Annotated in this window: 15 protein-coding genes; 5 read left to right on the plus strand and 10 right to left on the minus strand. The window is 33.3% G+C overall.

Annotated elements, in window-relative coordinates; all coding sequences use genetic code 11:
- Nucleotides 1-234 precede the first annotated feature (234 nt).
- From purU to ACHRVX_RS01350, 8 genes are all read right to left on the minus strand, one after another.
- On the minus strand, nucleotides 235-1,089 hold the full coding sequence (purU, locus tag ACHRVX_RS01315) for a formyltetrahydrofolate deformylase (protein WP_395328143.1): 855 nt from the start codon (nucleotides 1,087-1,089) through the stop codon (nucleotides 235-237).
- A gap of 97 nt (nucleotides 1,090-1,186) precedes the next feature.
- Nucleotides 1,187-1,909, minus strand: a complete 723-nt coding sequence (locus tag ACHRVX_RS01320) for a DUF4197 domain-containing protein (protein WP_395328146.1) — start codon at nucleotides 1,907-1,909, stop codon at nucleotides 1,187-1,189.
- 197 nt (nucleotides 1,910-2,106) lie between these two features.
- On the minus strand, nucleotides 2,107-2,664 hold the full coding sequence (locus ACHRVX_RS01325) for a hypothetical protein (protein ID WP_395328149.1): 558 nt from the start codon (nucleotides 2,662-2,664) through the stop codon (nucleotides 2,107-2,109).
- 19 nt (nucleotides 2,665-2,683) lie between these two features.
- Nucleotides 2,684-3,304: a hypothetical protein gene (locus ACHRVX_RS01330; RefSeq protein WP_395328152.1), complete on the minus strand. Its 621-nt coding sequence runs from the start codon at nucleotides 3,302-3,304 to the stop codon at nucleotides 2,684-2,686.
- Between the two features lie 107 nt (nucleotides 3,305-3,411).
- Nucleotides 3,412-3,834: a cytochrome c oxidase assembly factor Coa1 family protein gene (locus ACHRVX_RS01335; protein ID WP_395328155.1), complete on the minus strand. Its 423-nt coding sequence runs from the start codon at nucleotides 3,832-3,834 to the stop codon at nucleotides 3,412-3,414.
- A gap of 82 nt (nucleotides 3,835-3,916) precedes the next feature.
- The gene (locus ACHRVX_RS01340) at nucleotides 3,917-4,567 is read right to left on the minus strand and encodes a hypothetical protein (protein WP_395328157.1); all 651 of its coding nucleotides are present in this window, start codon (nucleotides 4,565-4,567) and stop codon (nucleotides 3,917-3,919) included.
- Between the two features lie 486 nt (nucleotides 4,568-5,053).
- Nucleotides 5,054-5,395 (minus strand): hypothetical protein, encoded by a 342-nt coding sequence (locus tag ACHRVX_RS01345; RefSeq protein ID WP_395328160.1) that lies wholly within the window; start codon nucleotides 5,393-5,395, stop codon nucleotides 5,054-5,056.
- Between the two features lie 203 nt (nucleotides 5,396-5,598).
- Complete coding sequence (locus ACHRVX_RS01350) at nucleotides 5,599-7,161, minus strand: L,D-transpeptidase family protein (protein ID WP_395328163.1); 1,563 nt, start codon at nucleotides 7,159-7,161, stop codon at nucleotides 5,599-5,601.
- Between the two features lie 293 nt (nucleotides 7,162-7,454).
- Between ACHRVX_RS01350 and ACHRVX_RS01355 the strand changes: the two genes are divergently transcribed.
- Nucleotides 7,455-10,895 (plus strand): methylmalonyl-CoA mutase family protein, encoded by a 3,441-nt coding sequence (locus tag ACHRVX_RS01355; protein ID WP_395328166.1) that lies wholly within the window; start codon nucleotides 7,455-7,457, stop codon nucleotides 10,893-10,895.
- 60 nt (nucleotides 10,896-10,955) lie between these two features.
- On the opposite strand, the gene ACHRVX_RS01360 is transcribed toward ACHRVX_RS01355, so the two are convergent.
- The gene (locus ACHRVX_RS01360) at nucleotides 10,956-12,086 is read right to left on the minus strand and encodes a hypothetical protein (RefSeq protein ID WP_395328169.1); all 1,131 of its coding nucleotides are present in this window, start codon (nucleotides 12,084-12,086) and stop codon (nucleotides 10,956-10,958) included.
- A 795-nt stretch (nucleotides 12,087-12,881) separates the two neighbouring features.
- Here ACHRVX_RS01360 and ACHRVX_RS01365 point away from each other — a divergent pair.
- Nucleotides 12,882-13,430, plus strand: coding sequence for an REP-associated tyrosine transposase (locus ACHRVX_RS01365; protein WP_395328172.1), 549 nt, complete (start codon nucleotides 12,882-12,884; stop codon nucleotides 13,428-13,430).
- Between the two features lie 217 nt (nucleotides 13,431-13,647).
- On the opposite strand, the gene ACHRVX_RS01370 is transcribed toward ACHRVX_RS01365, so the two are convergent.
- The gene (locus ACHRVX_RS01370; RefSeq protein WP_395328175.1) at nucleotides 13,648-13,971 is read right to left on the minus strand and encodes a hypothetical protein; all 324 of its coding nucleotides are present in this window, start codon (nucleotides 13,969-13,971) and stop codon (nucleotides 13,648-13,650) included.
- A gap of 196 nt (nucleotides 13,972-14,167) precedes the next feature.
- Here ACHRVX_RS01370 and ACHRVX_RS01375 point away from each other — a divergent pair, with 196 nt between their 5' ends.
- The 3 genes from ACHRVX_RS01375 to ACHRVX_RS01385 all read left to right on the plus strand — a co-directional run bounded on the left by ACHRVX_RS01375 (nucleotide 14,168) and on the right by ACHRVX_RS01385 (nucleotide 15,774).
- Nucleotides 14,168-14,575: a helix-turn-helix domain-containing protein gene (locus ACHRVX_RS01375; RefSeq protein WP_395328177.1), complete on the plus strand. Its 408-nt coding sequence runs from the start codon at nucleotides 14,168-14,170 to the stop codon at nucleotides 14,573-14,575.
- Between the two features lie 119 nt (nucleotides 14,576-14,694).
- Nucleotides 14,695-15,297 (plus strand): hypothetical protein, encoded by a 603-nt coding sequence (locus ACHRVX_RS01380; RefSeq protein ID WP_395328180.1) that lies wholly within the window; start codon nucleotides 14,695-14,697, stop codon nucleotides 15,295-15,297.
- 342 nt (nucleotides 15,298-15,639) lie between these two features.
- Nucleotides 15,640-15,774, plus strand: coding sequence for a T9SS type A sorting domain-containing protein (locus tag ACHRVX_RS01385; protein WP_395330273.1), 135 nt, complete (start codon nucleotides 15,640-15,642; stop codon nucleotides 15,772-15,774).
- Nucleotides 15,775-15,786: the final 12 nt, after the last annotated feature.

Below are 15,786 nucleotides of genomic sequence, written 5' to 3' on the forward strand. Positions count from 1 at the left end.
TCGGGTTTTGTTATTTGATGTATTTAATAAATTTTTTTATGTAACCACACGGAAGTAAGACCATAAAATATAGATAAAGCCAAAGGCTTTCTATAGTTCCGAAGGAACGAATTATATTGTAGGGCCGGACTTCAGTCCGGTTTAAAAGGTATATTCACAGAAAAAAAACAGCGAAAACCAGTTTAGATCCGTCTGATCCGTGGGCAAAAAAACCTTGCAATAAAAAATTCAGCTTTAAGAAAACACAACAGTTTTATTACTATAAACCATTGTTTTACGTTCTGCATGTAATTTAATAGCGCGAGCCAAAACAATACGTTCTAAATCGCGTCCTTTCATAATAAAATCATCAACCGAATGAATGTGCGAAACTCTCGCAATATCCTGTTCAATAATTGGACCTTCGTCTAACTCTGCCGTCACATAATGACTTGTGGCACCAATAATCTTTACCCCACGTTTAAAAGCCGAATGATACGGTTTTGCACCTGGAAAAGCAGGTAAAAAGGAATGGTGAATATTAATGATTTTGTTCTCGTAAAGTGCAATTAATTTTGGCGTAATGATTTGCATATAACGCGCCAAAACAATAAAGTTAATATTATATCTCTTTAATAATTCGATTTGCTTGGCTTCACCTTCTTCTTTATTATCTTTTGTAAAAGGCACGCAGTGAAACGGAATATCAAAACGTTCTGCAATCGATCTTAAATCGTTATGATTGCTAATAATTACCGGAATTTCAACATTTAATTCCCCGGCACTGTAACGACCTAAAATATCAAACAAGCAATGATCGTATTTAGATACAAACAACGCCATTTGAGGTTTTTGTTCCTGATTGTACAAATCCCACGACATATTAAAATCAGTCGCGATAGTTTGATCAAAATCAGCTTTTAAGCCTTCAATTGTAATATTATGATTGGTAAGTTCACATTCCAATCGCATAAAAAATACATTTTGTTCCACATCAACATGCTGATCGATATAGATAATATTTCCTTCTACTTTAGCAATAAAAGTTGTCACTGCAGCAATAATTCCTTTTTGGTCTTTGCAATGAATCAGAATGGTTATTTTTTGCATTTTGGTTAATTGGTTAATCGGTTAATTTTGGATTGTTTAATCGTTTTATTGTTTTCGATTAAACAACAAAACGATTAAACATTTATTGTCAAAAAAATTACTTTTTGTCCTGCATTGCAAAAACTTTTTTCAGTAAAGGTGAAGTTCTCGCATTAATATTTGTACGAATATCTTTTTCTTCAACAGCAATCATTTTAAAAACACCAGCAAGAGCCTGATTTGTTGTATAATCTGTCAAGTCCGGATTTACCTTTTTTACTAAAGGAATCGTGTTGTACTTATTGATGATTTTTGTCCAGACAACATCAGCACCTACTTTTTCGAAAGAAGTTTTAATTACAGGATTAAATTTGCTGTACAAAGATGTAGTAGTACTTCCTTGTAAATAGGTCGTTGCAGCACTTTCATTTCCTAACAAAATGTTTTTAGCATCTGTAAATGACATGTTTTTTACCGCCGTAACAAATATTGGTGTTGCCTCTTTTACGGCATCTTCTGCAGCACGATTCAATACTTTTATCCCTTCATCAGCAAGAGAGGATAACCCAACTTTACGTAAAGTAGCATCCACTTTTTGTAATTCTTCCGGCATTAAAATCTTTACAGCCTCGTTTTTATAAAAACCATCAACAGCGGTTAATTTGCTCACTTGTTCAGTAATTCCTTTGTTCAAAGCCTCTTTTAATCCAGATGCAATATCCACGCCTCCAACTCCGGAAAGTTGAGTAGATAATTTTGCTAGTTTTTGAGCAAAAGTTTCTTTTACCTGAGCTTGACAACTAAGAGAAAATATAAGGGCTAAAATTAAAATCTTTTTCATTACGTAGGTTTTTATATAAGTTTCAAAAATACTACTTATTCAAAAATAAAGCCACAATTTTCTTCGGGAGCATAAACAATTTGTTTTATAATTAACATTCGTCCCGCTGTCCGCTACAATCTTTTGCTTTTTAAAGAAAAAAGCAAAAGGATTTCCACTTCCATCGGGGCTAAATTAGAATTTTTAGGTTTTTAAAATCAGGGCCAATACATTCTAACATTATAGTCCCAGTACATTTTGCTTGAGATATAAGTGGGTTGAAATTCTCTAATAGGCAAATTATTCTCATCGAATAATTCTACTCTTATTATTTTTTCGTTGGTATCGTCTTTCAGGTCAATGTTTCCTTCGGCATCGTCTATAAGTTTCTTTTTCTTTAAATAAAGAGCTGGTTTTTCGATAATAAATGCTACTGCAGCTTCATTTTTAGATTCTCTTTCTCCCGCTAAATTTCCGGATGCATCAAATGTTTCAATTCTTTGCAGGTAATTATTATTGTAATAGAAAAGCTGATAAGCAACACCACCATGAAGAATCTGTAGTTTTTTATTTTGTACACGAAACCGCAGGATTTGTTTTTTAGAATTTGTAAATTCAATCGGGCCATTTCCTTCTTTATCAATATAATTAGATAAAACTCTGACAGGTTTTGAGAATTGCTTTACTCTGTTTATGTAGTTTTGATAAGTAACATCAGATTGTGCAAATGCTAACATACACTGGAAAAAACTAAAATATAAAAAGAATAACTTCATTTTTTTTGTGCTGATCATTCTAGTTATATTCACCATTAATATTTTTACGGTCTATTTGTTTAATACCGTTTTTTGTGAAAGAATAATTAGATTCTTCCTGCCATTTCCATGTATTTTGTTTTTCTGAATCCTCACCAATTGCGCTGTAAAGGATTTTGATGGTTTCCTTGGTCGTAATCATTTTTATTTCAGAAAAACGATCCTGAATTTTTGCCGAGGACGGTGTTTTTTGACAATATTGTAATCTCTCTAAAACTTTTGGATCTTCTTTAAACCATTTTCTTAAAAATGATAAATGAGTTTCAGAGCATTGGTAACCTAAATTAAGCGCCGAAAGAAATTTACATTTCAAATTACTTGCATCTTCTTTTTTATCTCCATCCCAATTGCATTCATTACTAACATCCATTGCAATGTAACCTAAAGCTGCACGTTGCGGATCTGTTAATGTCTTAATGTAATTAGTATTGAGTTGAAGTGTACCGTTTTGGTCCAGCCACAATATTTTTATATAAATATCCTGCGCAGCATTATCTGTAGAAGATTTATTTGTTGCTATATGAGTTGTTGCAATTGTTTGAGAAAAAACTGAAGAACAAAAAGTAAAAAGAAATAATAAAGTAAATAGGCGGATAGTCATGATAAAAAATATGAAAATTTATTATCGATAAAGATACTCTATCTAGTTTCATTTTGTCCAATAAAAAAGGCAGAAATCTTTTTAAGAAATCTGCCTTAATTATGATGTTATTTTTTTAATAAATCTATTTCTTCTTTTGTAGCTTTTATAAAAACGGTCATTTCGCTGTATTTCCAGGTTCCTCTTTTTTCTGCCACTACAAATAAAGTACCTTCTCCTTTTGGACCTTTTATGGGTATTTGTAAATTACAATTTCCGCCATCGCCGTTTGTTGTATTTATGCTTCCGGAAGTCATTCCGTCATCTTCAATTGGGCTTCCAAGTTTTTTAATAACCAATTGGTTATGCTGTACCTGATCCATGGCGCCTTTATAAGCATCAGAATTTGTCATCATAGAAGTAACTCCGAAGAAAATACCGCCTATAAATAAAACAAAAATCAGTAGCATACTCACACATCCGGCTGGCACAAACCATTTCCAGTTTCTTTCCCACCAACTTTTTCTAACTTCAACGTAATCATCTTCCATAATTGAAATTTAAAATTTAGATTAGAAAGATACTATTATTCTGGTTGAAATTAAAAAAAAAATGGATTTGGAGCTTGATCTTTTATTGCATCAAAGGAGCATAATTATTTGTAAATAAACGTCCTTGACCAATTGAGATTAAAGTATTGTTAGGATCTTTATAATCATCAGACATTATAGATGCCATTTGTAAATTTTTGATTCCCTTAATTTTATTATCGGCAACATCGAGTTCACCGGATAAAATAATTAAATTTTGGTATTTTGCCATGTAAATGCCTTTGTCTAATTTGCCATCACTGTGCAATAAAATAGAAAATTTATTGCCCTCTCCGGATATAAAGGAACCTTTTCCTTCCCAGGTTTCATCTTGGGCATCATAAGAGTAAAGAGTGAAATTTTTGAAATCAACACTTAAATTGGCAGTGTTTTGGTTCGATAGTATAAGAGTTGCTGTGCCCAGATTAACACCTAAAAGTGCATCGTCAAAATTAGACTTTGTACAACGAAAAGGATCAATTCTATATAATCCCTGTACATCAGGAGGTGTATTGCCTTTATGCACAGTAATTCCAAGTTGATTTATTGATTTTTGCATTTCACTATCAACATAGTAATCATAAAGATTTTTTTCCGGAGAGATTATTTCTATTTCCTCAGAATCGTTAGACGAGCAAGCCGTTGTGCCTAAAATCAGGCATAAAATAAATAGTTTGAATGTGCTGTTTTTCATATTGCAATAATTTTAGAAGTTAAATAAATAGAGATCGAATCAATAGACATTGAATCAATCTGTAAATATGTACTTAATAAATTGTTGCGATTACCACTAAAAGTTTTTAAACTAATAATTTACGACAATAATTAATTGGGAGAATTAGAACGAACTAATAAAAATTTTAGAAAATTAAATTTTGATAAGTTTCGTTAAAGTAGAAACAATAAAGGGGAAAATTTTTAGTTTTCCCCTTGTTGAATTAATTGGCTTATCTTGAAGAGTAAGCTTTTTTGTGAGTTATTGTTTTGATTATAAATTTATATCAGATCTATAATTGCAAAACAGTATTTAAAAACAACATTCTTTTTAGGGCAAAAAAGGTGGGTAAATATTTCACAAAGGTGTTTATAATAGCGCTCTTATATTACCTTTTAAAGTTTTAAAATTAATAATTTAGGGTAATAAAATTGAAGCTGCATTTTGTATTTGTTGCTTAAAAACTTATAAATATTCTAAGCAATATAAATTAGGATTGTATACAGGATTGATTTGTTTTAAATCAGCTAATATATTGTGGGTATAATCGCTGCCGCCAATCGCTAAATAAAATAAAGATTTTGAAAGATAGAATGGTCTTAAAGGAAGTGATCGCCAACCATTTGATAAATTATTTAAAAAATGTTTTAATGCGTACTTGAATATTTTTTCTTCCGGACGAACAAAATAAATAGTGGAGCTTTTTGTTTTGGTTAATAAATTTGGAAACATTACAAATCTTGCGCCTTGTTGAATCAGTAAATTAATTTCAAAAAGTGTTAATCCTTCGATATTTTCTGTTTTCATGATAATTGATTTTTGTAAATAATAGTGGTATTATTATAGTGCAAAGATCAGTCGGTTTTAACGATTAATTATCCTGTAAAAGTTTTAAAACTAACAGTTTAGGTTTTTTTTATTTGAAATATCATAAAAAAAGCTTCTTAACTATTCAGCCTGATAATAAGGATTGAATAATTAAGAAGCTCAGATGTATGTATATTCTACTATTAATTAGTTACTACTTCTGCCTGAGGTAAAAGAGTTTCATGATCTTTTTCATAAACATCTTCAAAGAAACCAATTTCGCCATTTTCATTTACAAGTGAAGTAAAATAGCAAATGTAGATGGGAACTTTTTTAGCTAATTTAAAACTATTTTCTTTTTTACCCTCCATAGCTTTATCAATTTTATCAGGAGTCCATTCCGGATAATCCTGAAGCATTGCAACGGCTAATTCTTTTGCCATTTTTACATTTATACAACCATGGCTGAAAGTTCTTTTTTCAAAATCAAATAACGTTTTTGCAGGTGTATCGTGCATATAGATATCATCTGGATTAGGAAACATAAATTTTACCAATCCTAAGGAATTGTCAGGACCTGGTTTTTGTCTAACCTGGCCATTTACTATTTCCATGTTTTTTTCGTTAAGATAATTTTTATCTGCAGCAATTTTACTTTTTAATTCGTTGTTAACAATACTTTGCGGCACTGTCCAGTAAGGGCTGAAAACTATTCTGTCAATTTCACTGTTAAAAATGGTTGTTTTAGTTAATGGCGCACCAACAAATACACTCGAAGTTAATTGTACTTTTCCGTTTTTAACATAAATTAATTCATACGAAGGAACGTTTACCAAAACATACTCATCGCTACTCGCAATTTGAGCCGAAATTTCACGGCATCTTTCCATATTAAGTTTTAATGTTTCCATTTTATCAGTAAGCGGTACATTCATTTCCTTAATATGTTCTTGTGATAAAATATAGTTCGGTTTAAAACCGTTACGAACTTTATATTTCATTACCGCATCCATCAATTCGCGATCATAAACATTACTTTTAGAATCATTTTTTAAATCTCCTAATAAATACAAACGATTTCTAACCTGAGCAATTGTGCTGGAAACAGCATCCGGACGTAAATCTTTATAAGGTGTTTCTTCCGGAACGATAGGTTTCCATTTATTTGATCGGTCTAATTTTTTATATTTTTTCAGAATATCCTGCAATTTGTAATATTGATCATATTCTACTTTAACATCTTCACTGGAAGCAGTTGCTTTTTCGATAGTGCTGTAGTTTAAAAAATCTTTCAGCATATCATTATAAGAAATCTTTTTCTTAGTCTCTGAATTGCTTTTTTTAACATAAGCAACATATAAAGAGCTTAAAAGCATATCAGCATCTGTTTTTGAAAGCTTTGTTTCTGAGGAAGAAAAAAGCTCATCAATTTCATTTTGATAGGGAATAATTAAATCATTTGTTTTTTTAGCATTTTCATATAATACAGTTCCAAATTCATTGATACCATCTTCATCGAACCAAATGGTTCCCAAAGTTCTGTTTTTGTATAGTGACATAACATCAGATTTAAATTTTTTCAAATCCGAATATCTTTTAAAGAAGTCATTTGAAAGTTCTTCAACATTATCAGAATCTGAATTGTTGTGAACAGTGGCAATAGTTGCAGTTTTTTTATAAGAATTAATGTCGTTTTCGGTTCTGTTAAAAGACGATACAAAAAAACTCAAGCTTAAAATTAGGGTAATTGGGTATAATGTTTTCATTTTTTAAATTTTTACGTTACTACTCAGGAGTAAAGTTTTGGGTAAAAATTTGGGGCTTTTCTACTTTGTAAAATTACTTTATGGTGCTGGAAAACAAGTTGTTGTATTTTATTTAAATTTTTCAAAATTGCCATGTCCTTCGTGGTTATGATAATAAATCAACTCAATAATTAAATTGTTATCCTTACCTATATAGGTAGAACATTTTTTTTTTTATTAACATAAGCCTTAGACGATAAACAAATATTAAAATATTTTGTAAATTGCTCCAATAAAATTATCATATTCATAAAATGGAGCAACAAATACCATACATTCCTAAAAATAAAGTAAGAATTGTTACAGCGGCATCTCTTTTTGACGGGCATGATGCGGCAATTAATATTATGCGTCGTATTATACAATCAACCGGAGTTGAAGTAATTCATTTAGGTCACGACCGAAGTGTTGAGGAAGTAGTAAATACCGCAATTCAGGAAGATGCAAATGCTATTGCAATGACATCTTATCAGGGAGGTCACAATGAATACTTTAAATATATGTATGATTTGCTTCAGGAAAAAGGAGCGGGACACATCAAGATTTTTGGCGGTGGAGGCGGAGTAATCCTGCCAAGCGAAATTGCTGATTTGCATGAATATGGAATCACAAGAATTTATTCGCCTGATGATGGTCGTTCTTTAGGTTTGCAGGGAATGATTAATGATTTAGTTGAACGTTCTGATTATCCTATTGGAGATCAACTAAACGGAGAAATCGATCATATCGAAAATAAAGTTCCTACGGCAATTGCGAGATTAATCTCGGCAGCTGAGAATTTTCCCGAAATTGCAAAACCTGTTTTTGACCAGATACATACTAATAATACCAATTCTATAATCCCGGTTCTTGGAATTACAGGAACGGGTGGAGCCGGAAAATCATCTTTGGTTGATGAACTGGTTCGTCGTTTTTTAATTGATTTCCCTGAAAAAACGATCGGACTAATTTCTGTCGATCCGTCGAAACGTAAAACCGGAGGAGCATTGTTAGGAGACAGAATTAGAATGAATGCCATAAATAACCCTCGTGTTTACATGCGTTCATTGGCAACACGTCAATCAAACCTTGCTTTGTCTAAATATGTAGCCGAAGCCATTCAGGTTTTAAAAGCAGCAAAATATGATTTGATAATTCTTGAAACTTCGGGAATTGGTCAATCTGATACCGAGATTATGGATCATTCTGATGTATCCTTATATGTAATGACGCCGGAGTTTGGAGCAGCAACACAATTAGAGAAAATCGACATGCTTGATTTTGCTGATTTAGTGGCTTTAAACAAGTTTGATAAACGTGGCGCGCTAGATGCCATTCGCGACGTTAAAAAACAATACCAGAGAAACCACAATTTATGGGATAAAAATCCGGATGAAATGCCGGTTTTCGGAACCATTGCTTCACAGTTTAATGATCCCGGAATGAACACGCTTTATAAAGCGATCATGGATAAAATTGTCGAAAAAACAGAATCTGAATTGCATTCGACTTTTGAAATCACACGTGAAATGAGCGAGAAAATCTACGTGATTCCGCCACACAGAACGCGTTATTTATCTGAAATTGCAGAAAATAACAGATCATATGATGAAAGTGCGCTTTCTCAGCAAAAAGTAGCGCAGAAATTATACGGAATCTTTAAAACCATAGAATCGGTTTCAGGGAAAATTCCGCAAATTAATAAAGCAGGAATCGATGATTCAACTGTTTTACCAAGCGCAGCCGAAGCACATGACGAAAACAGAATCTTTCTTAATCTTTTGCTCAATCAGTTTGATAAGGTAAAAATGGACTTAGATCCGTACAATTGGGAAATTATCCTGAACTGGGATGAGAAAGTAAATAAGTACAAAAATCCCGTTTATACATTTAAAGTTCGTGATAAAGAAATTAAAATCGCGACGCACACCGAGAGTTTATCACACATACAAATCCCAAAAATTGCTTTGCCTAAATACGAAGCCTGGGGCGATATTTTACGCTGGAATTTACAGGAAAATGTTCCCGGAGAATTTCCGTTTGCTTCAGGATTATATCCGTTTAAACGTGAAGGCGAAGATCCGTCAAGAATGTTTGCAGGAGAAGGCGGACCGGAAAGAACCAACAAACGTTTTCATTATGTGAGCGCGGGATTGCCGGCAAAAAGACTTTCGACCGCTTTTGACAGTGTGACTTTGTACGGAAATGATCCTGATATTCGTCCTGATATTTACGGAAAAATTGGTAATGCCGGAGTTTCGATTTGTTGCCTTGATGATGCTAAAAAACTGTATTCAGGCTTTGATTTGGTTCACGCTTTAACATCTGTAAGTATGACAATCAATGGACCAGCGCCAATGTTGTTAGGCTTTTTTATGAACGCAGCGATCGATCAGCAATGTGAATATTACATCAAAGCGAACGAACTAGAAAAAGAAGTTGATGCAAAAATCAACAAAATATACGCAGCAAAAGGTATCGAACGCCCTAAATATCAAGGCGATTTACCGGAAGGAAACAATGGTTTAGGATTAATGCTTTTAGGCGTTACAGGAGATGAGGTTTTGCCACAGGAAATTTATAATGAAATAAAAGCCAAAACATTATCACAAGTTCGTGGAACGGTTCAGGCGGATATTTTAAAAGAAGATCAGGCACAAAACACCTGTATTTTCTCTACAGAATTTGCTTTGCGATTAATGGGTGACGTTCAGGAATATTTTATTACCAAAAACGTTCGTAATTTCTATTCGGTTTCTATTTCAGGATATCATATTGCCGAGGCAGGAGCAAACCCAATTACCCAATTGGCCTTTACGCTTTCTAATGGTTTCACTTACGTGGAATATTATCTAAGCCGCGGAATGAGCATCAATGATTTTGGACCCAATTTATCGTTCTTCTTCTCAAACGGAGTAGATCCTGAATATTCGGTTATTGGTCGTGTGGCACGTAAAATTTGGGCAAAAGCCATGAAAAACAAATACGGAGCCAACGAAAGAGCGCAAATGCTAAAATATCACATTCAAACTTCGGGTCGTTCATTACACGCACAGGAAATTGATTTTAACGATATCAGAACGACTTTGCAGGCTTTGTATGCGATTTACGACAACTGTAATTCATTGCACACCAATGCTTATGATGAAGCGATTACAACACCAACCGAAGAATCAGTTCGTCGTGCCATGGCGATTCAGTTGATTATCAATAAAGAATTAGGTTTGGCGAAAAACGAAAACCCAATTCAGGGATCGTTTATCATCGAAGAATTAACAGATTTGGTTGAAGCAGCCGTTCTGCAGGAATTTGACCGAATCACAGAGCGTGGCGGAGTTCTTGGTGCAATGGAAACGATGTACCAACGCTCTAAAATTCAGGAAGAAAGTTTGTATTATGAAACCCTGAAACACAACGGAGATTTCCCAATTGTGGGCGTAAACACGTTCCTGAGTTCAAAAGGTTCTCCTACGGTAATTCCGGCAGAAGTAATTCGCGCCACCGAAGAAGAAAAACAATATCAGATTACGATGTTGGAAAATTTACACCAGTTTCACGAAGCAAAAGTAAACGAGCATCTCAATAAACTACAAGAAGCCGCCATTAAAAACGAAAACCTATTCGATCATTTAATGGAAGCTACAAAGGTTTGTTCGCTTGGTCAGATTACTTCGGCATTGTTTGAAGTTGGCGGGCAGTATAGAAGGAATATGTAGAATCTTTTCGGATTTTATTTTATGGAAAACCTCTCAGAAATGGGAGGTTTTTTGTTTTTATTATTTAGCAGGAATCTTATCAATTACTTTGTTTAGCAAATCAGACACCATTTTTAGTTTGGACGGATCATCTTGTACAACTTCTTCATTTTTATGATGTTGCATCCCTTCAAAATAATTCATTATTTGATTCCATTTTAAACTTTCTCTTTTTTGCTTTATTGCTTTATTTGGTGCACTTAAAACAGTAACCATTCTACCAGTATCATCATCTTCTTCATAAGATGCAATAGATAATCCATACTCGTTTAATGCTTCTGCTATATTGCCTGATACAGCATATATTGCCGATATGTTACGTTTGTCTTGGTTAATTTTTTCGTAAGTAATTAACACACCTTTTATCAAAGCATACATTCCGGTAAAAACTGCGCTTAAGCAAAGAGCCCAAGGAAGTTTAACAATTAACAGTCCGAATGCGAAATTTATAATTTGCCAAGAAGTTGCTTTAGCACCCAGATTAGTTATAAAAGTATCATAACTTGTAAAGCATTTCAATAAATCAGGGACACTATAAGCAACTGTAAAAGCCGCTCCGGCAACCAAGAAGAAAAGCACCCAAAAATATATATTCATATTTTTATTAGTTTCAGCTAAGAAATCACTGAATTGCTCAATAATACGCACTTTTCCACTAGCAGTGGTTAACGCTGTTTCTATATCATTAGCTGCTTTGCTATCAGCTTCACTAACCTTAATATTTATAGCGGTTATTTTAGTTTTTGAATCAAGCTCAGCGTCAGTAATCACCTTCAACAAATCGTTCCTTTTTTCTATTAATGAAGATACTTGTTCTTCGATGTTCTCGATAAGCTTACGTGTTAGTGTTCCTTTGCCTGCGCCGCCATCTTCACCAAATATTGATACTAAATCTGTGTGTTTTTTTTCTAAGGCATCAAGTTCTTTTTTTTGTTTAGTAATTTCTTGCGTTAAGCCTGAATTTTGTGTGAAATTAGAAAAGTCCAGTTTATCAAAGTCAGCCTTTAATAAATCATAAGCTTCTTGACCTTCTCCATAATTTGGAATGTTAATAGTAGGCATAAAAACACTGCTGTAATTTAAATTAGGTAATTGATTGATAAGAGAAATTACTCCTTCTAAAGTTTCCGCTACTGGATTTGGACTTGCCATATATTTTTAAATGTTTCGGCAAACTTACGAAAATAAAGAAAAATATGATAAGGTAGTAATACCTGTTCTTTCATTTAAAATAATTGTCAATCTCAAGTTTATTCAAAATTAGGGAATTATAGTAAATTAAGAAAACAAAATGAGTATATTAGATTATATACTATTTAAAGTTTTATGTAATAAAAAGCATTTAAATTGATTTAGAGGAATAATATCAAGCAAAATAGCTATTTTCTCTTGCCCCGCTGGCGCGAGCGTCCCGCTCGTGAACCCAAAGTATATCTAACAGAATTGAAATTAAGTTGAGTTTGCACGAGCGGGACGCTCGCGCGAGCAAATCGTTATTATGGTCTAAAAGCATACCCCCCGCTGGCGCTGGCGTCCCGCTCGTGAACCCAAAGTATATCTAACAGAATTGAAATTAAGTTGAGTTTTCACGAGCGGGACGCTCGCGCGAGCAAATCGTTATTAGGGTCTAAAAGCATACCCCCGCTGGCGCTGGCGTTCCGCTCGTGAACCCAAAGTATATCTAACAGAATTGAAATTAAGTTGAGTTGCACGAGCGGGACGCTCGCGCGAGCAAATCGTTATTAGGGTCTAAAAGCATACCCCGCTGGCGCGAGCGTCCCGCTCGTGAACCCAAAGTATATCTAACAGAATTGAAATTAAGTTGAGTTGCACGAGCGGGACGCTCGCGCGAGCAAATCGTTATTAGGGTCTAAAAGCATACTTCCTCGCTAGCGCTGGCGTCCGCTCGTGAAAGCAAAGTATTTCTTACATTAGCTCAAAAAATAAATGAGCAGGAAATATAAATTTGGAGAAAAAACGGGCGCTTACTTTATAAGTTTTGCCACGGTTTACTGGATAGATGTTTTTACAAGAGAAGAGTATTTTGGGAACATTGTCGAATCATTAGATTACTGTAGAAAAAATAAGGGAATGGAAATTTACGGTTATTGTATTATGCCAAGTCATATCCACTTAATTTTTAGATCCGAAAATGGAGACCCATCTGGTCTAATAAGAGATTTCAAAGGTTTTACCTCTAGAAAAATGCTTAAAACAATTGAAGAAAATCCACAAGAAAGCAGGAAAGAATGGATGCTTTGGATGTTTGAAAGAGCTGGGAAGAAAAATAGCAATGTAAAATTCAGGCAATTTTGGCAGCAAAACAATCAGCCTATTGAAATTTGGTCATTTAAAGTTTTTGAGCAAAAGTTAAACTACATTCATAACAATCCAATGGAAACAGGTTTTGTTACTAATCCTGTAGATTGGAAATATAGTTCGGCAAGAAATTACGGAGATAATGATCAAACTGTTTTAGAAATTGATATTAATTGATATGCTGTGTGTGCACGAGCGGGACGCTCGCGCTAGCGGTGATCTATCTAATAAGAGACTTCAAAGGTTTTACCGCAGCTGGCGCGAGCGTCCCGCTCGTGAACGCAAAGTTGATATAACAGAATTGAAATCCGTTGACGTGCACGAGCGGGACGCTCGCGCCAGCAGATGAAAAATAGTCCAAAAACTAAATAAAAACTTTCAATTAAATAATACTTCAAAATTCTCCAACCAAAACCTTATTGATTTCCGTAATCAATTCAAATTCATCCAGAGGAAACATTTCCAACACCATTTCTAAAATAAGTGGCACATTTATAGGGGAATATTTAATTGTAGTTGAAGGTTGATGCGCTTCTTGTTCTAGTGCTACAATACATAGTTTTATGATTTCGGTAATTGTGCATCCAAGTTCATAATAATTGAGCATTTTAATTTGCGCGGTATGATTTCCTGTTTTATCAGTTGACGGAATTAAAGTGTTGCAATATTTTGAAGTTAACTGTCTAAGATTTTCTAATGTAGTTTCGGCTGTTTTCATGATTCTATGGTTTATATTAATTAATTTAGAATAGTGTTTTTAGATTATATATTATAAGTAAAATCTTATATTTGTTTGACTTGGCGAAGAAAGAAATTGATTGTATCGTACCAAACCTGTTTTGTTGGTATGCAAACAGTGTAAATAAGTTTTTTACCAGTTGAGGTTTATCACACTTAATTATTATCTTTGAATTATGAGCACACTTACAAAACCAAATCATATAGGGCGACAAATAAGCCGTATTCGTGAATTTCGTGATATGAAACAGGAAGCTTTGGCGCAGGCTTTGGGAATAAGCCAACAAACAATTTCGGCTATTGAAAACAGCGAAACCATCGAAGAAGAAAGACTTAGCGAAGTCGCAAAAGCACTTGGCGTAACGGTGGAAGCCATTAAGAATTTTTCAGAAGAAGGCATGATTAATTACTTTAATACTTTTAATGATTCAGATAATAATTTTAATCATTATAATACATGTACTTTTAATCCATTAGATAAATTGATGGAAACAGTAGATAAAAATGAAAAACTATACGAACGTTTGCTAAAAGCGGAACAAGATAAAATCGAATATTTAGAAAAATTACTGGCAGGGAAATAATATTTCTTAAACCAGTTTTATTCATAAAAGCATCAGCCACGGTTGATGCTTTTCTATTTTAGTACAAATCTTTCAGATTATTTTTTATTGTATATTTAAAACCAAATCTTAACATTATAATGAAAATTGTATTAGAAAATAAGGGAATCAAAACAGATACTTTTTATGTACCGCCTTTTGTTTTGTATGAAGGCGAAATTGTTGTTTTGCATTTGCATAATGGAGTTTATTACTATGATACTGAAATGTTTCTAAAGGATATTTTTTGTGGTAATACAGAACATAAAAATGTAGTCGTAAATAGAAAGATGACATTTATTGATTATTTTAGAGAGTCGAACTTTAGAGATGTTTTTTTTCCTTCAAGAGTTAACAGGTACATTAAAAAAGACGCAGATCTCACCAATCCTTTTCTTGTAAAATTGTTTGGAGATAAATATGCTACCAGGAAAACTAAGATGAATAGACTGGGAGGAACCCAACGTAAGCTAGTAAGTTTATATGTAACTTTTTTAAAGACAAAAGATATAATATTTGATTTAGCAGGATTGGATCCTCAAGGAGCTGAGCTTACATTTAAAATGGTAAAAGAAGTGGTAAAGAATGGAGGTTCGGCAATTTTATTGGATAATTTTCCTGATATGAAAGAACATGCATCAAAATACATTGATTTAGAATGGAATGATGGGAATGTTCGACCTAAAAAAGAATTTAAATTTTAAGCTTAAAAATAATAGTCGTTTAGAAAACCTTTCAGAAATGAGAGTTTTTTTGTTTTTGTATGATGCTCAAAAAACAAAGTTTTAGTTTTGTCTATCATGGAATTTATCAAAACAGTAACTTTTTTATAGATAAATATTTAAGGATAAGCTTATATTTCAAGCCAGCCAGGATGATAATGGTCGTGAAATATGGCAAAGTGATGGAACATCTTCAAATACAAAATTATTAAAAGATATAAATCCGGGCAGTGAATCCTCAGACGTATATTCAGAAGGAGAAGGATCTTCAATTTTAAATAATAATCTTTATTTATTGCAAAAGACGAGAATTCTGCCGGAGAAATTTGGAAAACTGACGGAAATAAAGCTGACTTTAATGCGAATAAAATTGATATAACAAGGTTAAATCAAGGAGCATATATTTTGAAAGCTAAAGTTAATGGAACTGAAATTTCAAAGAAAATAATAAAGAACTAGCAGATAGGAAAT

Origin of the sequence: Flavobacterium sp. FlaQc-47 (assembly GCF_044006475.1) — a bacterium.
GTDB lineage: Bacteria > Bacteroidota > Bacteroidia > Flavobacteriales > Flavobacteriaceae > Flavobacterium.